Source organism: Polyangiaceae bacterium (genome assembly GCA_016715885.1).
Lineage (GTDB): Bacteria > Myxococcota_A > Polyangia > Polyangiales > Polyangiaceae > Polyangium.
In genome coordinates this window covers 318,139-338,067 of sequence record JADJXL010000028.1, presented here as the reverse complement: position 1 = coordinate 338,067, position 19,929 = coordinate 318,139, and the positions used below count along the sequence as shown (strand labels likewise).

Here is a 19,929-nt window from a genome sequence, read left to right as displayed (position 1 = left end):
TCACATGCGGACGATGAAAACGCTCGTTTTTCTTTCCCTTCCTTTGGTGGCAACTTTTTTTGGCGGCTGCGCAGCCGACGTCAAAATTGGGGACGAAAATGCACGTCCGGGTACGGATCAGCAACTCGTCGAAGGGAGCGAATGCATCCAAGCGACGCTGCCCGCGAGCGGCTGTATCGATTATGGCGACCTGAAAATGCAAGCGCACGATGCTTGTCAACAAGCGGGCATGCAGCTCGTGGCCCTCACCATTGAACCCGTCGATGGCTGCAACAACGTGACGGAAGGAGCTGGCGAGTATCAGTGCTGTCCCGCCGCACCTGCGCCAGAGCCGCCCGATCCAGGTACTTGCACGAGCGGCACCATTGGCGATGGAACCTGCCAAAGCCATGAAGACTTGAAAATGGCGGGATGGGACTTGTGCAAACAATCCGGGTTCGTCCTAACGGACCTTGTTTTTGATGATGGTGCGTGCTCCGGCGACTCGGCCATTTCGGCGGCTTACGAATGTTGTTCCGGCGGAACTGCATTACCTCCGCCCCCGCCCAGCATTTGCGCGAGCGGAACCATCGGCAATGGGAGCTGCCAAGGTTATGCCGACTTGAAAATGGCGGCGCATGAAACGTGCGAGCAGGCTGGGTTCGTTCTTTTTGACCTGATTCCCGATCCGGGAGCCTGCCCTGATGGCGAGGCGATCTCCGCGTCGTATGCTTGCACGTCGAGCGGTCCTTGTCCGTGAATCGTGGCGTCGCGGGCGTTAGAGTTGGTACGACGCCGTTACACGATCTGGCAAAGCGGTTTTAGCGTAGTGCAGCGTGAATTGCGGGCATACCCGGGTTTCACGGCGTGCCGTTGCCATCGGGCGGAGTCCCCTCCTCCGCCTTGGCTTCGGCATTCTTTCGTCGCGTTTGCGCGGCTTTTTCAGCAATCTGTGAATTGTATCGAATGGTTTTCTCGAATGGTGCGAGGATGCTCTTGTCGCCAGTGCGGTGCGCGGTCGACTTGGCCGCGTCGGCCATTTGGGCGATCGTATTTTCGCGATTGTGCACCTTTTTCGCTCGGCTTTCGCGTACGACTTCGAGGAGCTTTTCGAGCTCGCTCTCGCCCGCCTCGAGCTTTTCGATGATCGCCGTATCGTCCACGAAGCTTTGATAGACCTTCGTCGTGATGCCGGCATTCTCGCCATGCAATGGGACGCTTTGTGCAAGCTCGGTGATGACCTCATCAATGCCGTCTTGTGCTGAACGAAGACGTTGCATTGCGTTTTTGGGTAGGTCGATCAAGTGTCCATCGAGATCCTTCAATGATATTTCCAGCGGTCCCGCGTAGGCTGCACCGGTGACTTTGCTCATGATTGGCCTCCTCGGCTAAGGTGGTTTGGACGTTTGCATGCCTGGAAACGGACGTCAACACGTATCTGCCAACAGTGTGAAGCCTTGGTGGGTGGCGACGAAGTCGTCGATGGGCCTGGTGAAGTCGCCGTGTTCGTTGATGAAATCGTCGCTTTCGCTGGCGAAATCGTCGAGGGGGGCGACGATGTCGTCGCGTTCGTTGGTGAGATCGTCGAGGGTGGTCGACGAAGTCGTCGCGCTGGTCGGCGAAGTCGTCGCGTTGGCTGACGAAGTCGTCGCGTTGGTTGGCGAGTTCGCCGAAGGGGTTGGCGAAGTCGTCGCGTTGGTTGGCGAAGTCGTCGCGCCGGTTGGCGAAGTCGTGGAGTGTGGTCGACGATGTCGTCGGGAGTGACGCTGTCGCCAACCGGCAAGCACCTGTATCCTCGCACGCCGGGAGTTGCGAGCGGGCCGCGTGGGTTTGGTCGCGAAACGAGGAGTGGGCTTGCATAGGTTTTCCCTTGCAATGCCGACGCGGATCTGCATGAGGGCGGGGCCGCGCCACAGGTCGCGCGTGAAGGTTGGTCATAGCGGACTCTTGGTGAGCAAACGAAAATGCTGCGTGTAGTCAGATACGCGATTGAATTGCGTATCCGCGTACGCACGAGCAGGCGGCGGATGGTTGTACGGGGATCACATGCGGGTTTCACCTTGACCACGGCGCACCCCTTCGGGTGCTATCGCACCATGGTTCCCACCATCAATAGACTTGCATTGTCCTTGAGCTTTACCGTGTGCTTGGGTTTTGCGTTCGTGCCTCAGGGATGCGGGGGCGTTCATCATCCTGTTGCGGACATTCCCGAGCACGTTGCAGCACCGATCCGAGGGTGCGCTTTCGAGCACACGCATCACGTCCGAGATGCGGACCATATCGTCAAGTATGACGTGACGCTCGATAGCAACGGCGAAGTTGACTCCATTGCGCTCATGGATTCCAGCGTCGGCGATGAAGAGCTCGAGCAATGCATAGCTGCCTCGATCCGTTCGCTGACCGAGAACGATCTTCTGCGCCACCGCTCGGAGAATTTCGATCGCGAGCTTGCACAGCCGGAATCGCGCATGCTGCTGGGTACTCCGGCAGTACCGCTTGCGGTTTGCGTTGCGTCGCCACCTTGTTTGCTCGCGCTGGGCATGGTCGTGGCTGGTTTCCGTGTACACCGTGCAGATCATGGTGCACACGGCGACCACGACCACGGCCAAACCCACCACGATAACGACGGGCTGGCCGATGGCGACCGCCAAACCCACCGCGACGACGACGGCGCCGCCGATCCCGATCGCCCTACCGCGAAAGTATCCGAACCAGACGTGTGAGGACGACGAGATGGCTCGCTTGGAAAAGGAGATGCACAAGATTTGCGACAAGGGCTTCGCCGCGACCTGCGGGGGTAAGGCCAAAAAGACGGATCTTCCGTTGATCCCCTGCTCGGCGATCAAGCTCAGCATCCTGCAAAGGCAGGCCTGCATCGCAGCGCGATGGCTGGTTCAGGACAAGTGCTTCGGCGGCAAGCCAGACGACATACACAAGAAGCCGATTGACGACCACCAGCGAGGGCTCGACGCCTGCGAAGCCCTGAAGCTGATCAATTGCGCCAAAGGCCACCCCATGGCAGGACTATAGGCGAACCATGTCTGACGCACTTCTCGAAGCCATTGAGGCTGGCAACATCGACCGCTTGGCAGAACTTCTCGCCGCCGGCGCCGATGCCAACGCGACCGTCATATCCCGCTACTATACCCTTGAGTTCCGCCTCACTCCATTGCTGGTAGCGGTTCGGGCGCTCCAGACTCCCGGCGCGTCAGAGCCAGGCTGCTCCATCGACACGGTGGTCCTGCTCCTGCGTTACGGCGCCGACGTGAACCGTTGGGACGAGGAGCATGCGTCGACGCCGCTCTTGACTGCCGTGTTCAACAACCACATCGACGCTGTGCGCATCCTTCTGGCAGCTGGCGCGGATCCCAATGTACGGGGTGATGAGGGCGAGTCACCGCTGCGTTTGTGCGCCGAGAAAGGCTATCTGGCGATGGCTCGGCTCCTCCTACACTGCGGTGCGAACAAAACCATCCATGAGGGAGGGGGGCCTGCTGGCATGAATGCATTGGGGTTTGCGGCAACCAGGCTCAATGTCGAGATGGTGAAACTGCTGCTCGCTCATGGCGCAGATCCGCATGTTGGAGACGCAGACGACATCACGGTGTTCGAGCGACTCCAGTTCACGGTTGAGCTAGGTCGTGTCCCCGAGGATCCTGCCGCCCAGGAGCGCCTTCGGGAGATTCGCGCGCTGCTCGGCGACCCGGGTATTCCCGGGTCCACAAGCCCCAACCTCTAGAGAAATCCCATGGAGAACGATCCCCGCCTGCGCCGCCCGTCGAACCCCACAGGGACGCCGCGGAGTTGGTCGCTCAAGAAATCCGAAGCAAAAAATTGCTCAGTGAAGAGAATTGGACGGTGGACCCGGAACTGAGCGCCATATTCAACATTGCGTACGTTTCTGACCGGGGTGAGGTGTTGCTGTTCCAGGAGCATGGTGGCAGTGCGCTCTACGAGTCGAAACAAGCTCTTGTGGAGCGCCTTGACAGCATCAGTAAACGCCCCTTTTCGCAACACGTTTTGGAGGGATTGCTCCCGCAGGGGCCGCATTTCATCGAAGCGGTGCCGGGATTGGTCGACGAATTGGTGAAGCAATTGAAATTGCCCCGCGAAGCGCTCGACAATACGCCCGAAAGTCTGGACGTGGTGGAAGAAGCGCTGAAGAAACGCATACGACCGCGGAGCCGCATACTGGAAATTCCCAATTTGTTTGCCGCGATTGTCGCGTATACGGGCGAAGTCGCGAGACACGTGACGGGAGGCCATTGGCATTTGAACGAAGTGCACGGGGGCATCTGGGAACCGTACGTCATGTACGACGACGACTCCGATTACGTGAATCCCTTTCTGGAACCATACAAGAGCATCGCGGAACGTAGACGCGCAGGTCTGCTGCTGCGGGTGCTGATTCCCGTTCCGGGCCATCAGGGCTTGAAATTCAAAAAGGCTGATTGGGAATAGGTATGCCGAGCGCCTCCGCTGCCGAGCATTGGTTTGTCAGCGCGGCAAGCGGTATGCGTTTTAATACTCGGCGTCCCACTCTTCCCTTGACATACACTTGTTTCCGCGCGCTCGTTCCTGATTGCAATAGGCTCTGTAGAATACGTCGTTCTCGCGACGACGGTCAGCTTCGTCGTCGTCCACGGGTTGTCGTGGGGGTGGTGTTTGCGGGGGTGGTGTTTGTTCCGTACCCGCGCATGCGACTTGGGTGAGCGCCGGAGCGACCAGCAAGGCGAACGGGAGCGCGGTTGCTTGGAGATAACCTGCGATCTTGGCGGACTTCATGTCCATACCCGAGCACGGGTTTGTCACGGTGTCAAGGGCTTCCGGTTCTTCCGGCGCAACCTCGGGAATGAAAGTTGGCGGCAAACGTGCCGCTTGCGTTGTGACCGATTCAGGGATGCTGTACGGCGTCAAACCCATGGCCATCGTTGGAGGAGTGTTCGCCGACGAACCTGTGGGCAGAAGCGCGCCGCAAACCACGGTCACCGCCAGGGCGCCGCTGAATTGTGTCGCCTGCACCATCACGTGCGGGGCCCGCTGCGTCACGTTTGCGACAAACGCGCGCGCTTTCTTCGGCAAAAGCAGCACCAGGAGGGCGGCTACCTTGGCTTGAACGTGGGCGTAAAGCAGCTTCAGGAGCCGTAGATGACGGGACTCGACCGTGGACCGCGGTTCACCTTGTTCTCGAGCTATCTCGCTAATGGTTTTTCCTTCGGCGAACAGCGCATGAAGAAACGCTCGATCCTCAAGATCGAGTTCCGTTATGGCGCAATCCAACATCTTGCGCGCTTCGACGACCCCCGTGGCCGGTGGAACCCCAGCCAGTTCGGCGATATCCGTGCCGGCACCAATCTCGCGTTCCGCTCGGCGACGCTGGTCGGTGCGGATCGTCAGGGCCTCGTACTTCACGAGCTCGCACATCCTTGCGACAAACTCTTTGTGATTTTGGATTGACGGCAGTTCGTTGCCGGGCTTGAGTAATGCCTTGACGAACGCCTGCTGCACGGCGTCTTCAGGAGAAGCACCGGAATGACGAGTGACCCGTCGCGCGACGCCCAACATCTTTCGCGTGAGCTTGGCAAATTGATCGGCCGACAAACCAAAAGGGAATTCCGGAGGTCGTTTGCCCATGCAGGTACAGGGCGCGAGCGTACCTGGATGACGAAAAATCGTTTCACTTTTTGTCAGGTGCTGGCGATGGCCGTGCTGAGCCTGGCTTTTTCCGCTCAACCCGCGTTTGCTCACGAGCCACCCGTGATCCTTCCCACACGGCTGGACTTCGACGCATCGCGTGCCCCCAAGAAGTGCAACAACGATGACGCTTTTCGCTCGATTCTGGGCGCATGGGTGCCTCCTACGGTGTTGGATGATGATGCCGAGCGTCGGTTGGTGGTGCGTATCCGCTGGACGGCGACGGGCGGCAAGCGAGCGGAGCTGTCGCTCGTCGATGCTCAGGGCGCCGTCGTGGCGGAGCGGCACACGGAACATCCAGCCACGGACGAGTGCTACTTCGTGCTGTATGGCGCCGCCCAGGATGCAGCGGAGCTCTTGGGCGCCTTCGAACCACCTCCGCCAAAGCAACCCGTCACGTGTCCCGCGTGCGCCCCGTGCCCATCATGTCCGCCCGCACGTCCATGTCCAACGTGCCCACCGCCTGCGCCGCCCGTGCCAACGATCACGCATGCACCAACGCTTTATCGATCCTCCATCGGCATTGGCGCATTCGTCGGGTCGGGCATACATTCGGGGCTCGGCGGCGGACCGTATCTGCTCCTCAGTTACGCCCCATGGCGCCAATGGTCCCATGTGCACGTCGAATTCGAGGGGTCGTGGACATCGCAAACGTTGGAATCCATTCGCACACACGCCATCCCGCTCGTGGGTTCCCTGTGTCTGGTCCGCGGTGTCGTTCGATTCTGCGGCGGCTTGGCGACCACGGCATTTTATTCGAATCAATCACCAAATCATGACGACTTGCATTTGATGTTCGGCGGAAATTTTCGTGTTGGAACCCAATTGTTCGTTCGCGGTCCGTTTTCCATTCGTGCTGATGTTTTAGCGCGCATCGCATTCGCCGATAAAAGGTTTGGTAAGGCTACGATGGCAATCGACGACCCAAGGACCTTCGCGGCAGGATTGGCCGTGATGGGCGCGTGGTCGGTCGAATGAGTGCATGGGCAAACTGCCGAACCACTGGTCACAGGCGCCGATGGAGTGGTTCCTCGATTGGTGGCTCGTCTATCGCTCTCCGCAGAAGATGGCCAAGCTGGCGGCCAAGACTGGCTTTCGGCGTGAGGATGTGGAGCTGAGCATGGACCCGACGGGTACCATCACCCTGATGAGATTGACCCGGCACTAGACCTCAATCAAGCGCTAACGAAGAAGCGATCCAATTTACAACAGACGAATGAACCCAATTGACCCCAAAGGGTACACGTTCGCCATTTGGGTTATGCCCCATTCGTTGTCCCCCATTTTTCAATTACGTCGTTGCCCTCGGTTTTTCATGTTCGTAGTTGAATTCATGCGAGCGGATCGTCCCGGGCCCCGGTGCGTCGGGCGATCCTGATGTTCAGAGCGCGTCGAGAAGTCGGAAGAGGATGGGAAGATCGGGGCGCCATGCGAGAAGTCGATAAACGAGTCGACGACCTGTGGAGATGATTTGCGCGGGAACGAGAATGATTCGCTGGACGAATGAGCGGAATTCCATACCGAGCACGCGTCTCTGCTCGGCATTGTGCTCCGTTTCCTTTCCGCCTTCTACGGGCAGGAGCAATGCAAGCCAGGCTTTGAGTGACCACGCGATCGAAGTGGTGACCATATAGGCCCAATTCGCTTCCAACGTATTGAGTGGAGCGGTAAATGCGCGGGTGCCGGACTTCTGCTCGGCAATGATATTTTCCTGGTTACAACGGTCATTGGACTCCGCAATGACTTGCGCAGCGCTCATATTCCAGTCATTGGTCACGTAGAAAAAGTACCGCGAGCGATAGCCGAGGGTGAGTTGGCCTTTTTCTTCGACAATCGTTTTTACAAGGACGATGACGCGATAGTTGCGATTCGTCGTTCCTGATTGATAATCGAACTCGGCGATATCTTCCTCTTCGAGTTTGAGATTCAAATACTCGCGCTTGCGAATGATTTCCTCTTTTACGCGCGGCTGCTTTTTACGTGCATTCAGTACTTCGTCCGCCTTGCGCACGAGAGCCTGATACTCGGAATCATCAATGCCGTTTGCTTCTGCAAGCATGTTTTTTCTCGCGTCATAACCGAAGACGAAGCGAACGCCCTCGTTATCCAATTCATCCAAGTCTTTGCCTGACGCGATTCGAGTATCACCGCGCACGAGAATATCTTGAAAGCCGGCGCGGCGGCAGAGCGTTATGGAGCGCTTGATATATTCCAAAGCGCCCTCTCCAGATGGCCGATTTCCGGGACGATTTACGATAAACAGCGGTTCTTTCGTATTTGCCAACGTAACGATGAATGGATGATAGCCCCATTGGCCATTGTAGGCGAGATCCATTCCCTGCTTACATTCACCCTGGGTTGCCACGATGGTACTATCAATATCGATTCGCGCTGTCTCCTCGTCAGCATCTCCACGCTATCTGATGCTGCCACACGTTCACCCGCACATTGTTGACGGTATCCATCAATTGGTTTATGGATGTGCCATCGAACCGACGGAAAAAATCGCCAGATGTCGTTGGATCCGGAATCGCGCGAGCATCGATAGCGTCCAGAAACGCTGAGTCGTTGCGTCGCACCTCAATATCGTCGAGCACCTTGGCGCCACACAGCCCGTTGTACGCGACATTCAGGATATGGTCAGATTCTCGATATGGGCGATGGCGCTTCAGTATCGAAATATCCTTATCAATGGCTCGCGCGAGCCCCACCTTTTGAACAACCTGATGGATTGCACCAATGCCACCACAGGTAATTGCCTGCACGCGATTTGACGCTTCGTAGTGAATCTTCTTGGCGCCGAATTCGGGACCACTGTCCCGTGGTGTTGGGTCGCGTCGAATCGCGTCCAGTCGATCCCTGATCTTTTTCTTCCCACGCTCGTACCAATCGCGCAAACGCTGTTTCGCTTTGGATGCTTTGACACGCCGGTTTGCTCTAACTGCTTTGACACTCATACCACGTATGGACAGGCTCGAGCACCTTTCCCGAAATCTTTTTGCGTTCGTTCCCAAAATATGACAATTGCTCGACGCGCTTCACCTGAAACGCTCGTCCTGAACTCCATGAGCGAGCCCAAATCTAGGCTCGGCCAGAACGTAGCGCTTGATCTAGGCCTAGTTCCCCGTACGGTGACGCGTTTTGCGTGACGTCGAGCTTGCGTTTGTCGGCGTCGATGCACGCGTGTGTCCACATGTCAAGGAAAAGGTTACCCGTAGGTGAGCACCATGCCGTGTGACGAAGCGGAGTGGATTGGGATGTGCGCGTGGACACGATGGTGCGATACTTTGCCAGCCGTCTTGACGAGAAAATCTTGATACGCAAGGTTCCGGACGTGGCCGTGTTCGTTCGAGCGCACTAGAAGAGGTCACATGTCGAATGGAATCGCGGTCGTTGGAATGGGTTGTGTATATCCGGGTGCCTTGTCACCGGAGACATTATGGGAAAACGTGGTAGCGGGGCGGCGCTATTTTCGCGCCCTGCCGGATGAGCGCCTTCCAATGGCGGATTATTTCAGCGAGGACCCCAATGCGCCTGGAAAAACCTATTCCAATCGGATGGCCGTCATCGAGGGATGGCATTTCGATTCGCTTCATTTTCAATATCCCGCCAGTGACCTACAACGTCACGGACATCGTGCTGGCTGGCGCTGTGGACCGCCGACAAGGCGCTGGAGGATGCCGAGCTGGATCTGGCCAGATCGATCGCAACAAGGTGGGGTGATCCTCCTCGTCGCTGCTCGCGGTGAACCAGGCGTGTGAGGCGCTGGTCAATCATGAGATGGACATCGTCCTGGCCGGTGGCGCCGATGTCAGCCTGGATCCCTTCGAGGTGGTGGGTTTTGCCAAGACGAAGGCTCTGACCAAGACCGATATTCGCCCCTATGACGATAACGCCGATGGCATGTTGCCCGGCGAGGGTTGTGGTCTGGTGGTATTGATGCGTGAGAGCTTTGCCCGTGCGCGCGGTTTTCCGATACGGGCTGTGATCCGCGGCTGGGGACACTCGACTGACGGTCGTTCCACTGGCATTACAGCGCCGGTGGCGGCGGGGCAGATGCGCGCCATTGCCAAGGCTTATCAACGTGCCGGGTTATATCGCGAAAACGGCGCTCAAGACATTCTCGTTTACCAGTGGGCGGGGTCAGCCGATGACCGGCTGCTCGCGCGCTCGACGAGCTTTTTCCCGCACAAAGCCATCGAGAAACATTTGCAGCGACTCGCGGCGGGTGTTCTCCGATTGGGCCACGATCTGCTGTTGTGATGCGGCGAGCGGCTGAGGGCTTGCGGAGAAAACGAGCCCTCGCCGCGGATTCAGTCGCGATCCCTGCTCGGATTGCAAGCAGAGTTTGCATCGCGCTCGTAGTCACGCGTGAAGGACTTCCGCTTGGCTACGAGGTTTTCCCCGGAAACCGTGTAGACATGACGACGGTCAAAGAAATCGTCGAGGCGTACGGGACGGAGATTTGGCATCGCGCAAACGTTGGGTCATGGATCGCGGGATGGGCAGCGAAGCGAATGAAATGGCTTGAATCAACGGCCAGACGGTATTGGATTGGCACGCCCAAAGCAGCGATGAAATCTTGGCGTGAGGCGTTGGATTCGGCGGGCGGACGGCAATTCGTGACGGATTGGAAATTTAAGCTGTGCCGAAGGGATCCGAGACATTTGCTTTGTGCCGGTCCGCAGATCGAGCTAGAGAATCGGCGATGCACGACGGATTCGAAACGGCTCGAAGATGGTCTCGAACGGATCGAGCGGCGGCTTGCAGGCAGCCAAAGCCCGTGGATCGAAGTTACGCTCGGACGCCAAGTTGGGCGGCTTCGGCGGCAATGGACGCGCGGCCGGCCGCCGTCGAATACAATGTTTCGATCCTTAAATCCAGGGGCCGGAGGATTGAAACTTCAGAAAGCGCTGCAATTTGACTGGAATGAACGGGCCCGCGAAAGCGAGGGTTATAGTAGCTGCGCACCAACGTAAAACAATTGGTCGGCGCAAGAAATATGGCACACGTACATTCAATGACGCAATCGGAAGCCGTACTTCCGCGCATTCATAAAAACGACCTCTCGAATTCGACCGATATGGCATCAGAAAGCCGAGCAGCCACAAAACCGGCCCGCGCCCCGCGGGGCTCCGGGGGGAGGAAAACGGGGGAAAGGGGGGGGGGAGGGCGGGGGAAAAGGGCGGGCGCCCGGCGCCCCCCCCCGGGGGGGCCCCCCCCCCCCCACGGGGGGCCCACCACCCCCCCCCGGGGGGGGAAGGCGGGGGGGGGGGCGGGGGGTTGGTTGCCCCCCCCCCCCGGGGCCGGGGGGGGCCCCCCCCCCCCCCCCCCGGGGGCCCCGCCCCGAGGGGCGCGGGCCCCCCCCCGGGGGGCGGATTGGTTTGTGGGCCCCGGTTTGGGGGGCCAGTGGTGGAAAGGTGTGGTCTGGCCCGGGCCGCGGGGGGAGGTGGGGTGGTTCCCCCGTACGGTGACGCGTTTTGCGTGACGTCGAGCTTGCGTTTGTCGGCGTCGATGCACGCGTGTGTCCACATGTCAAGGAAAAGGTTACCCGTAGGTGAGCACCATGCCGTGTGACGAAGCGGAGTGGATTGGGATGTGCGCGTGGACACGATGGTGCGATACTTTGCCAACCGTCTTGACGAGAAATCTTGATACGCAAGGTTCGGACGTGGCCGTGTTCGTTCGAGCGCACTAGAAGAGGTCACATGTCGAATGGAATCGCGGTCGTTGGAATGGGTTGTGTATATCCGGGTGCCTTGTCACCGGAGACATTATGGGAAAACGTGGTAGCGGGGCGGCGCTTATTTTCGCGCCCTGCCGGATGAGCGCCTTCCAATGGCGGATTATTTCAGCGAGGACCCCAATGCGCCTGGAAAAACCTATTCCAATCGGATGGCCGTCATCGAGGGATGGCATTTCGATTCGCTTCATTTCAATATCCCGCCAGTGACCTACAACGTCACGGACATCGTGCACTGGCTGGCGCTGTGGACCGCCGACAAGGCGCTGGAGGATGCCGAGCTGGATCTGGCCAAGATCGATCGCAACAAGGTGGGGGTGATCCTCGGCAATTCCGGTGCTGGCGAGTTTTTCCGGTCCGCGGTGTTGCAATTTCGCTGGCCCTATGTGGAACGCGCGCTGCGCCGGTCCCTCGCAACACTCGGTACGGCGTCCGGCGAGGTTGAACGCATCGTCGAACACTTCAAACAACATTACCAGCGGCCTCTGCCGCGGATCACCGAAGACAGTTTGGCTGGCAATATGTCCAACACCATCGCCGGGCGTATCTGTCATCAATTCACTCGGCGGAGGTGGTTATACCGTCGACGGCGCCTGTTCCTCGTCGCTGCTCGCGGTGAACCAGGCGTGTGAGGCGCTGGTCAATCATGAGATGGACATCGTCCTGGCCGGTGGCGCCGATGTCAGCCTCGGGATCCCTTCGAGGTGGTGGGTTTTGCCAAGACGAAAGCTCTGACCAAGACCGATATTCGCCCCTATGACGATAATGCCGATGGCATGTTGCCCGGCGAGGGTTGTGGTCTGGTGGTATTGATGCGTGAGAGCTTTGCCCGTGCGCGCGGTTTTCCGATACGGGCTGTGATCCGCGGCTGGGGACACTGACTGACGGTCGTTCCACTGGCATTACAGCGCCGGTGGCGGCGGGGCAGATGCGCGCCATTGCCAAGGCTTATCAACGTGCCGGTTATTCCATCAATACGGTGGACTTGTTCGAGGGCCATGGCACCGGCACGGCCCTTGGGGACAAGACAGAGATCACGGCGCTCAGGTCGATGCTCGAACAGGAGGACGAGAAGCGGCTGCATTGGCTGGGTTCGATCAAGGGCAACATCGGCCATTGCAAGGCGGCGGCCGGGGTGGCCGGTCTGATGAAGGCGGTGATGGCCCTGCGCAACAAGATCATCCCGCCCTCCGTCGCGTGTCTGCAACCCAATGGCGCATTCGGTCGGCCGCTCGGTGTGCTGCGGCCCGCGACCCACGGCTCGGCCTGGGAAAAGCCGGCTGGGCAGCGGCGTCGAGCCGGAGTCAGCGCTATGGGCTTTGGTGGCGCCAATGCCCACATCACGCTCGAAGAGGCCGATGAAAGCACGGTGAATGAAGCTCATCTCGCGGTGATCCACAGCGCGCAGAGTCATGAGCTGGTCTGCTTGTCCGCCGACTCGCTCCCGGCACTTCACAAGCGATTGCGGCGTTTGCACGAGGTTGCACGACAGATCTGTCGGGCCCAGCTCACCGACCTTTCGGCCGCGGTGCTGAGCGGGGAACAGCGTGGCCGTTATCGCATCGCCTTCGTGAGTGAAAGTCCCTGGGAGCTTTCCAAACAGGTCGAGTATGCCCTCGGTGCGATGGACGGCAGTGACGATATCCACGCCCTGGACGCATCAAAGCGGGGGATCTTCGCGGGGATCACGCGGGATGAGCCAAAGATCGCCTTTCTTTCCCGGGCCAGGGTGCGCAGCGCCTCAATATGGGCGAGGCCTTCATTCGCCGTTACCCCTTTGTACGCGATTTTTATGAACGAATCGAAGGCAACATGGCCGACCTGCTGCCTGAGCGGCTGCGCAGCATCATGCTGGTCGATACCCATACCCTCGACGACGACCGTCGGGCGGAGCTGGAGCGGCGCATCAGCCACACCAGCTTGGCCCAGCCCAGCATCATTGCCGCCTCGATCGCCAACCTGAAAGATCCTCGAGCACTTGGGGATCAAGCCCCACGTGGTCCTTGGTCACAGCTTGGGCGAGATTGCGGCGCTGCATGCGGCGGGCGTGATGGACGATGTCAGCGCGGTGCGCATCGCCTGTCAGCGCGGCAAGTTCATGGGCCAATTGCCGGGAGAAGATGGCGGCGCGATGTTGGCGGTGATGGCCCCCGTGCAGCAGCTTCAGGCGCTGATGGCGGAGAGCGGCCAGCAGGTGCATATCGCCAATTACAACTCCACTCGGCAGACGGTTCTGTCGGATGACAGGGCGGCGATCGCCCAGCTCGCACGCCTGCTGGAAGAGCGCAAGATCTCGCACCGGCTTCTCAAGGTATCGCACGCCTTCCATTCACGGTTTGTCGCACCGGCGGCGTTGCCGTTCGGCCAGTGCCTGCAAAAGATGAGCTTTGCCGCACCGCAAGGGCAGGTGATCTCCAGCATGACGGCGGCGACCTATGACAGCTCGAGCAATATTGCAGAGCAACTGGCCAATCAGATTGTCGAGCCGGTGCAGTTCGTGCAGGCGATCAACAAGGTTGCGGCAGACGAGCCGGATATGTGGATCGAGGTGGGGCCGGGTAATGTCCTCGGCCAGTTCGTCAACGACGTGGTGGATGGTGCGGAGTGTTTCGCCACCGATATTGGCAACGATGACGGCAGCCGGCTGCTCAACAACATCATGGCGCGTGCTTTTGTGATTGGTTGCCCCGTGCGACTGGAACAACTGTTCAATCACCGTTTCTACCGGCCGTTTGACCTGGAACACTATCAACCCGAGCTTATCGTCAATCCCTGCGAGCGCCCGTATGAAACGCCCGAGGTGGGGGACGGGACCGGTATCGTGCTCGGTGACCGCTTCAGCGCTCTGCGTCCGGCGGACGTGGACGAACAGGCATTCAACGATTATTTGGCCGTGCGCGGTGATTATCTGCGAGAGCTGATCGCTCTGGACCTGAAACATGCTCAGCCAAGCGCCGCCCGCCCGGCGGCAACGGCGGCGTTACCAATCGCTGTGACGGTCGACAAGGTCGGGCCGGTGCAGACGCCGCAATCGGTGCAGGATTTCGTGATGGCCTGGGTCGCCGAGCGGACGGGTTATCCGCTGCAAAGCATCGACCCCGGCAAGCGCTTGCGCGATGACCTCAATCTCGACTCCATCAAGGTGGGCGAGCTGGCCATCGCCATGGGGCAACACTTGAATGCCCGGCTCGCTGGCGACCCTAGCGCGCTGTCCAATGTCACGCTGCAGGAATTCGTCGAGCGGCTGGAGATCGACACGCCACCGGTCATCGACGCCCCCGCCCACGTGGTCGACCAACCCGTTCAGACCTATCGCATGGACTATCAGCCCTGTGCGCTGGAGCAGGAAGAGGCCGCTTTGGCGGTGCGTAACCGGCACGGCTTGCTGGTGCCGCTGTTGGACGGCTCGGCAGTGGCCGCCATCGAGGCGGAGCTGCGTCGGGCCGGCGCAAAGCTCGACGTATTGCAGCCCGCTGAGCTTGCCACGACGAATATCGTGGCGGATTTTTTGATTGTATTGGCGGCAGGAGAGGCGCGGCATTTCGTCGAAACACTGACGGCCGATCCGCAAGCGTCGATCGCTGCCGAGGCGAGTGCCCTTGTGCGCGTCATGCAGCAGGCCGCCGCGCGGCTCGACCTGCGCAAGTGCAAGACGCTGGTGGTGAGTCTGGAGCGAGGGAATGGCACACTGACGCGCGCAGGTGCCGCCATGCTGAAGACGTTGCATCAGGAATACGGTGGGGCCATGAAGTGGCTGGCTCTGCCCGCTGACGGCAATACGGACTGGCTCGCCAAGACCGTGTGCGCCGAGCTGGAAACCGCTGGACAGCACATCGGTTATGTCTATCGAGACGGCCAGCGTCATGCTGAATTGACCGCCCCTGTCCAAACCTCGGCAGCGCCCGGTTTCAGCCCATTGAATGCGAATGACGTGGTGCTGGTTACCGGCGGCGCGAAAGGCATTACCGCTGAATTGGTCATGGCCCTGGCTCTTCAGAGCGGAGCGACATTGGCCCTGCTCGGCTCCTCTGCCGCGTCGCACCCCGACGTGGTCGCCGGTCTGCAACGTTTTGCCGCCGCCGGGATTCGTCACGAGTATTATATGTGCGACGTCGCGGACAGCCTCGCCGTCCACGCGACGTTGCAACAGGTCCGGGCTGACCTAGGTGAACCTCGGGGCGTGTTTCATGGCGCTGGGGTCAGCGGCCTGCATCCTTTCACGCAATTGAGCGAGTCGGAGTTCATGCGCTGCTTCAGGGTCAAGGCGCAGGGCTTGTGGAACATCCTGCACGGCGTTGATCTGACACGCCTCAAAATGCTGCACGTCATCTCTTCCATCATCGGCAAGATGGGCATGCACGGCCAGGCCGATTATGCCTATGCCAATGCCTGGCTCGACGAAGCAGTACGCGATCTGGCCTACGCGTATCCAAAGCTGCACTGCTTGACCCTGGGTTATTCCGTGTGGAAAGGCACAGGCATAGGGCACAAGCTCGGTGTGGTCGAATCCCTGGAGCGGCGGGGCGTGTCGGCGATCAGCGTCGAGCAGGGCGTTGCAGCCTATTTGCAATTGATGTCCGCTCCCCACCCTGGTCCTGTGCATGTCATCATCGGTTCGCTGCCAGATGCGCAGCGCAGCGTGATCATGAGCAGTCGCCCGGTGGTAACGGGTCGCTTCATCGAAATGATCAGCGACTGGTTGCCCGAGGCGGCGATCACCGTCGAGGCCGTGCTCAATCACCGCGTCGATCGCTATATCGCCGAACACGTCTACCAGGGCACGCCGTTGATGCCGGGGGTGGTGGCCCTCGAGGCGATGACTCAAGTGGTGATGGCCTGTCGCAACAAGGACCAGCGACCGACACGGATCGAGGAGATCGTGTTTTACCGGCCGCTCATCGTGCCGTTTGGCGTCGACACGCGGGTGCAGATCTCGGCGCGAAAACGCGAAGGGCAGGGCGACAGTTATGGAGTGGAGCTGTTCGCCAACAAGGTGCGTTATTACAGCGCGACATTCGTGTTCGACAGCGCGCCGGTCGAGGGCAGTGCCCCGATCATCGGTGCGCCGCTGCCGCTCTCAGCCGAGAGCTACAATCCCTACCCGCTGTTTCAGGGTAAGTTCTTCCGCCGCATCGCCAACATCCGCAAACTCGAGGCCGGTGCGTCGGTGATCTCCGAGATCCGCGTGCCGAAACGGGAGGAGCTGGGTATCTTCATGCCAGAGGGCATGCACGTCAGCGCCGTGGTGCGGGATACCTTCCTGCAAACCGGAGCGCTGGCCCTGCCCAATGGCTATCTGCCGGCGGCAATGCAGAATTACTTTATCAATGCCGAGCTGCCGGAAGGGGAGTCGGTGTTTTGTGAGTGCCGCATCCTGAGCGACATGGCCAATAGCAAGCTGGCCGATATCTCGATTTTCGACAAAGGCGGCCGCCTTTTGGAAAAAATCGCGGGCATTACCCTGCGCATCTCGGCCGAGGGGCTCAATATCCAGCAATGCCAGTTCGAACCGGAGCCCGTCGCTACTGCCATCGAGCGGCGCCTGGGCGGCCTGTCCCTGCACGGCATCGGCATGGCGCTGCTTCGTGCCGAAGACGAGACGGCATCATCGGGCTGGCTGCAGGACGACGAGATCGCCGCCCTGCGGGAGCGGGTGTCGGCCGCCCGCTTCGACACCAGCCGCAACAACGTTCAGGCAGCAAAACAAGCGCTGGCCAGGATTCGCAACATCGACGTCAACGCGATCGAGGTGCACCATGCGCCCGATGGCCGACCGATGTTGGCGGCCAAGACCGCCGCGGTGCAAGAGGTCATTGCTGGGCTCGAGGTGAGTATCAGCGACAGTCATGGGTTGTCGCTCGCTATCGTTGCAACGGGTCCGGTCGGGATCGACCTCGAACCGGTGCAGGAGCGCGATGCCAACAGTTGGTTTCTGTTGCTCGGTGCCGAGGACTATCGCCGCGCCGAGGCCATCACCTATCAGAGTGGTGAACCCTATGGTTGGTCGGCCACCCGGGTGTGGACCATGCGGGAGGCCTTGCGCAAGGCTGGCATCGAACCGACCGAGGTGCGCCTCGAGCGCCTGACGCTCGAACAGGGCTGGTACCAAACGCATTTCGTCGTGCAGTCGCAGCGCTACATTCTCAGCAGCGCGATGGTCGATCTTGGCGCGCCGGGTGAGCAGCCCGCGGCGCTGACCCTGGTGTTCGTGGATCAACAACCTGCCACCGTGGCGCCCCTGTTGAATCTGACTGCCAGCAGCGACCCGCTCAGCCGGGTAGAACAGTGCTTGGACGAATTCGGCCGCCAATTGGAGCTGGGCAGCCACGCATTCGGCCAGGACCCGCAGCATGCGCTGACCGAGGCTCATCAGCAATATGTACGGCGCATCATCGACGAGACCCTGCAGACCCTGCGCGAAGCGGCGCCCAGCTTGAACAGGGAACAGACCAAACGCCTGCAACAGCGCGGCTATGAACTGATCCGTCGTTATGGCCAGCAGTCCAATATCTTCTACCGCGTGCTCGAGAAGCCATTGGGTTATCCTGGCGACCACGTGCTGCTGGACCGCATGTTCCGCAACCAGGTGCATACCACCGGCCTCGCTTACCACCTCGATCGCTGCTTCCTCGACTACGCTGGCACTGAGGCGGTGCGACAGCGTACTTATTGGGTGGTGCGCAAGCTGCTCCGCATGCTCGATGAACGGGGCCTCCGGCAGTTGAAGATCCTCGACCTCGGTGCCGGACCGATGGCCATCGAGCGTACCCTGGCGCATCGCTTTGACGGCATGCTCAGCATCACGGCACTGGACTTCGACAACAACTCCTTCGAGTACGCCAAGGCCGCTTTCGACGTGCCCGCCGAGTTTTACACCGAACAGCAGAATCTGGTTTCGCCGGAAGGTATCCGCCGCATTCGTGAGGCGGCGGCGACGGTCGATGTGGTGTGTTCCATGGGCCTCATCGAATACCTCGGGGAGGAAGCCGTCGTGGCGATCTTGGGCGCCATCCATCAGGGCATCCGCCCCGGTGCACAGGTGTTTACCAGCAATTATGTGCCGCACCACTGGTCACAGGCGTCGATGGAGTGGTTCCTCGATTGGTGGCTCGTGTATCGCTCTCCGCAGAAGATGGCCGAGCTGGCGGTCAAGGCTGGTTTTCGGCGTGAGGATGTGGAGCTGAGCATGGACCCGACGGGTAGCATCACCCTGATGAGATTGACCCGGCACTAGAAGGTGGGCCACATTACCCAGGCGGCAGGCCCAAGAGCAATTTTCCGAGGAAATCGCGCGTGACCTCGGTCGACCACGCCATGAGTTGACCGCTCACGGCATCGCGAAAATGGCGCTCGATGGGGTGCTTTTTCAAATAGCCCGTTCCTCCCGAGATCTTGAGCGCCGATGCAGCTATTTTTGCCGCTGCTTCGTTCGCCGCCACTTTCGCCTCGAAATGGAGAATTCCTGCGCGCGGGTCCCGCGTATCCGTCGCCGTCGCTGCGCGTGTCGCAAGCGCCGTTGCCGCATCGAGCGTGATGGCCATGTCTGCCACCGCGAATTGCACCCATTGCAAGTGGGAGAGCGGTTGGTTCTTCACTGGTATTACGCGATTTTTCGCATATTCGATGGCAAACTCCATCGCCGCCTGCGCGATTCCAATCGATAACCAGGGAAGTCCCACCGGAATCGGATTCGGCGCGTCCATGCTCACGTTTGCCCGACGAGCTTCGGGGAGAAGCGTCCCATTGAAATGAACGAGCTGGCTGCGTGTCCCGCGCATACCCATCGTGTCCCAAATGTCCTCGATCCCGATGGTCTCGTCCTTGTCAATGAGAAAGAATCCCGGCACGCCGTCGCACAGCGCATTGACGAGGAAATGCTCTGCCCGTTCACAGCCACTCACGAATCGTTTGGCACCCGAAAGTCGCCATCCACCTTCGACTCGCTCGGCCGCCTGTAGCGGCATCAGGAAGAGATTGCCACCGGTAGGCTCGGACAACGCATTTCCAAACCACGCACCGCTACGAACCTTGGATTCGAACGATGCTGCAAGGTCATGGTTCGGCAAGCTTTTCAAGAGCCACGAGGCACCTTGATGCATGAGCCATATCGTCGCGGCGGAAGGATCGCCCTTCGCCAAGGTGCCGACGATTTGCGCAAACGCGGTCCAACTTGCTCCATCGTGAAGCGATGTGTTGATGGGCGACGCGAGGATCGCGTCGATCCCCTCGACGGGCAGCGAAGCCTCTCGGTCGTGTTCGGCAGCGTGCTTGGTCAACGTTTCTGCAATTTTGGCGGCTTCCGCAAGCAATTCACTCTCCGAAACGACAGTCTTGTTTTGCACGGTATGACCTCCATGAGCGGCGTCGACATAACCTACCTGGCGCCCCGTTACCATTGCAATTCCACCCACCAACATCGTTTCTCGCGTTCTTGGCCGCTTCGCAGGACAAAACCGGTCGCTGTTGCAGCTTTCGGTCCCATCGCGAGAAATCACCCCTTCGTGGACGGATCG

The 19,929-nt window shown here is 59.8% G+C and carries 20 protein-coding genes; 14 read left to right on the top strand and 6 right to left on the bottom strand.

The window, feature by feature from the left end:
- Positions 1-4 precede the first annotated feature (4 nt).
- Positions 5-739: a hypothetical protein gene (locus IPM54_42620; protein MBK9266471.1), complete on the top strand. Its 735-nt coding sequence runs from the start codon at positions 5-7 to the stop codon at positions 737-739.
- Between the two features lie 100 nt (positions 740-839).
- Here the strand turns inward: IPM54_42620 and IPM54_42615 are convergent, their stop codons facing one another.
- Together IPM54_42615 and IPM54_42610 are read right to left on the bottom strand one after the other, a co-directional pair.
- Entirely contained in the window at positions 840-1,352 is a 513-nt protein-coding gene (locus tag IPM54_42615; GenBank protein ID MBK9266470.1) for a hypothetical protein, read from the bottom strand.
- A 54-nt stretch (positions 1,353-1,406) separates the two neighbouring features.
- Entirely contained in the window at positions 1,407-1,766 is a 360-nt protein-coding gene (locus IPM54_42610; protein ID MBK9266469.1) for a hypothetical protein, read from the bottom strand.
- Between the two features lie 309 nt (positions 1,767-2,075).
- Between IPM54_42610 and IPM54_42605 the strand changes: the two genes are divergently transcribed.
- From IPM54_42605 to IPM54_42590, 4 genes are all read left to right on the top strand, one after another.
- Positions 2,076-2,702: a hypothetical protein gene (locus tag IPM54_42605; GenBank protein MBK9266468.1), complete on the top strand. Its 627-nt coding sequence runs from the start codon at positions 2,076-2,078 to the stop codon at positions 2,700-2,702.
- A 10-nt stretch (positions 2,703-2,712) separates the two neighbouring features.
- A complete protein-coding gene (locus tag IPM54_42600; GenBank protein MBK9266467.1) occupies positions 2,713-3,009 on the top strand; it encodes a hypothetical protein in 297 nt (98 codons plus the stop codon).
- 7 nt (positions 3,010-3,016) lie between these two features.
- Positions 3,017-3,718, top strand: coding sequence for an ankyrin repeat domain-containing protein (locus tag IPM54_42595; GenBank protein MBK9266466.1), 702 nt, complete (start codon positions 3,017-3,019; stop codon positions 3,716-3,718).
- A gap of 119 nt (positions 3,719-3,837) precedes the next feature.
- Positions 3,838-4,440, top strand: a complete 603-nt coding sequence (locus IPM54_42590; GenBank protein ID MBK9266465.1) for a hypothetical protein — start codon at positions 3,838-3,840, stop codon at positions 4,438-4,440.
- A 60-nt stretch (positions 4,441-4,500) separates the two neighbouring features.
- Here IPM54_42590 and IPM54_42585 read toward each other — a convergent pair whose 3' ends face one another.
- Positions 4,501-5,613: a sigma-70 family RNA polymerase sigma factor gene (locus IPM54_42585; protein MBK9266464.1), complete on the bottom strand. Its 1,113-nt coding sequence runs from the start codon at positions 5,611-5,613 to the stop codon at positions 4,501-4,503.
- 27 nt (positions 5,614-5,640) lie between these two features.
- Here IPM54_42585 and IPM54_42580 point away from each other — a divergent pair, with 27 nt between their 5' ends.
- Positions 5,641-6,651 (top strand): hypothetical protein, encoded by a 1,011-nt coding sequence (locus tag IPM54_42580; protein MBK9266463.1) that lies wholly within the window; start codon positions 5,641-5,643, stop codon positions 6,649-6,651.
- 4 nt (positions 6,652-6,655) lie between these two features.
- The gene (locus tag IPM54_42575; GenBank protein MBK9266462.1) at positions 6,656-6,841 is read left to right on the top strand and encodes a hypothetical protein; all 186 of its coding nucleotides are present in this window, start codon (positions 6,656-6,658) and stop codon (positions 6,839-6,841) included.
- Positions 6,842-7,054: 213 nt separating this feature from the next.
- On the opposite strand, the gene IPM54_42570 is transcribed toward IPM54_42575, so the two are convergent.
- A complete protein-coding gene (locus tag IPM54_42570; protein ID MBK9266461.1) occupies positions 7,055-8,038 on the bottom strand; it encodes a transposase in 984 nt (327 codons plus the stop codon).
- 37 nt (positions 8,039-8,075) lie between these two features.
- Positions 8,076-8,630 (bottom strand): hypothetical protein, encoded by a 555-nt coding sequence (locus tag IPM54_42565; GenBank protein ID MBK9266460.1) that lies wholly within the window; start codon positions 8,628-8,630, stop codon positions 8,076-8,078.
- A 414-nt stretch (positions 8,631-9,044) separates the two neighbouring features.
- On the opposite strand from IPM54_42565, the gene IPM54_42560 reads away from it, so the two are divergent.
- The 7 genes from IPM54_42560 to IPM54_42530 all read left to right on the top strand — a co-directional run bounded on the left by IPM54_42560 (position 9,045) and on the right by IPM54_42530 (position 18,650).
- Entirely contained in the window at positions 9,045-9,434 is a 390-nt protein-coding gene (locus tag IPM54_42560) for a hypothetical protein (GenBank protein MBK9266459.1), read from the top strand.
- Positions 9,418-9,936, top strand: a complete 519-nt coding sequence (locus IPM54_42555) for a hypothetical protein (GenBank protein ID MBK9266458.1) — start codon at positions 9,418-9,420, stop codon at positions 9,934-9,936. Before IPM54_42560 ends, IPM54_42555 begins: the two co-directional genes overlap by 17 nt.
- A 1,445-nt stretch (positions 9,937-11,381) precedes the next feature.
- Positions 11,382-11,501, top strand: a complete 120-nt coding sequence (locus IPM54_42550; protein MBK9266457.1) for a hypothetical protein — start codon at positions 11,382-11,384, stop codon at positions 11,499-11,501.
- Between the two features lie 10 nt (positions 11,502-11,511).
- A complete protein-coding gene (locus IPM54_42545; protein MBK9266456.1) occupies positions 11,512-12,048 on the top strand; it encodes a hypothetical protein in 537 nt (178 codons plus the stop codon).
- Positions 12,049-12,123: 75 nt separating this feature from the next.
- On the top strand, positions 12,124-12,297 hold the full coding sequence (locus IPM54_42540) for a hypothetical protein (protein ID MBK9266455.1): 174 nt from the start codon (positions 12,124-12,126) through the stop codon (positions 12,295-12,297).
- 32 nt (positions 12,298-12,329) lie between these two features.
- Complete coding sequence (locus IPM54_42535; protein ID MBK9266454.1) at positions 12,330-13,379, top strand: hypothetical protein; 1,050 nt, start codon at positions 12,330-12,332, stop codon at positions 13,377-13,379.
- A gap of 51 nt (positions 13,380-13,430) precedes the next feature.
- Positions 13,431-18,650, top strand: coding sequence for an SDR family NAD(P)-dependent oxidoreductase (locus IPM54_42530; protein MBK9266453.1), 5,220 nt, complete (start codon positions 13,431-13,433; stop codon positions 18,648-18,650).
- A gap of 13 nt (positions 18,651-18,663) precedes the next feature.
- Here IPM54_42530 and IPM54_42525 read toward each other — a convergent pair whose 3' ends face one another.
- Complete coding sequence (locus IPM54_42525) at positions 18,664-19,812, bottom strand: acyl-CoA/acyl-ACP dehydrogenase (GenBank protein ID MBK9266452.1); 1,149 nt, start codon at positions 19,810-19,812, stop codon at positions 18,664-18,666.
- Positions 19,813-19,929 lie beyond the last annotated feature (117 nt).

Bases quoted from the DNA above. Each gene is read 5' to 3' on its own strand.
- IPM54_42580 (MBK9266463.1), top strand. From the start codon at position 5,641: ATGACGAAAAATCGTTTCACTTTTTGTCAGGTGCTGGCGATGGCCGTG.
- IPM54_42600 (MBK9266467.1), top strand. From the start codon at position 2,713: ATGGCTCGCTTGGAAAAGGAGATGCACAAGATTTGCGACAAGGGCTTC.
- IPM54_42525 (MBK9266452.1), bottom strand. From the start codon at position 19,812: ATGGTAACGGGGCGCCAGGTAGGTTATGTCGACGCCGCTCATGGAGGT.
- IPM54_42595 (MBK9266466.1), top strand. From the start codon at position 3,017: ATGTCTGACGCACTTCTCGAAGCCATTGAGGCTGGCAACATCGACCGC.
- IPM54_42620 (MBK9266471.1), top strand. From the start codon at position 5: ATGCGGACGATGAAAACGCTCGTTTTTCTTTCCCTTCCTTTGGTGGCA.
- IPM54_42560 (MBK9266459.1), top strand. From the start codon at position 9,045: ATGTCGAATGGAATCGCGGTCGTTGGAATGGGTTGTGTATATCCGGGT.
- IPM54_42575 (MBK9266462.1), top strand. From the start codon at position 6,656: ATGGGCAAACTGCCGAACCACTGGTCACAGGCGCCGATGGAGTGGTTC.
- IPM54_42585 (MBK9266464.1), bottom strand. From the start codon at position 5,613: ATGGGCAAACGACCTCCGGAATTCCCTTTTGGTTTGTCGGCCGATCAA.
- IPM54_42545 (MBK9266456.1), top strand. From the start codon at position 11,512: ATGGCGGATTATTTCAGCGAGGACCCCAATGCGCCTGGAAAAACCTAT.
- IPM54_42565 (MBK9266460.1), bottom strand. From the start codon at position 8,630: ATGAGTGTCAAAGCAGTTAGAGCAAACCGGCGTGTCAAAGCATCCAAA.
- IPM54_42550 (MBK9266457.1), top strand. From the start codon at position 11,382: ATGTCGAATGGAATCGCGGTCGTTGGAATGGGTTGTGTATATCCGGGT.
- IPM54_42615 (MBK9266470.1), bottom strand. From the start codon at position 1,352: ATGAGCAAAGTCACCGGTGCAGCCTACGCGGGACCGCTGGAAATATCA.
- IPM54_42605 (MBK9266468.1), top strand. From the start codon at position 2,076: ATGGTTCCCACCATCAATAGACTTGCATTGTCCTTGAGCTTTACCGTG.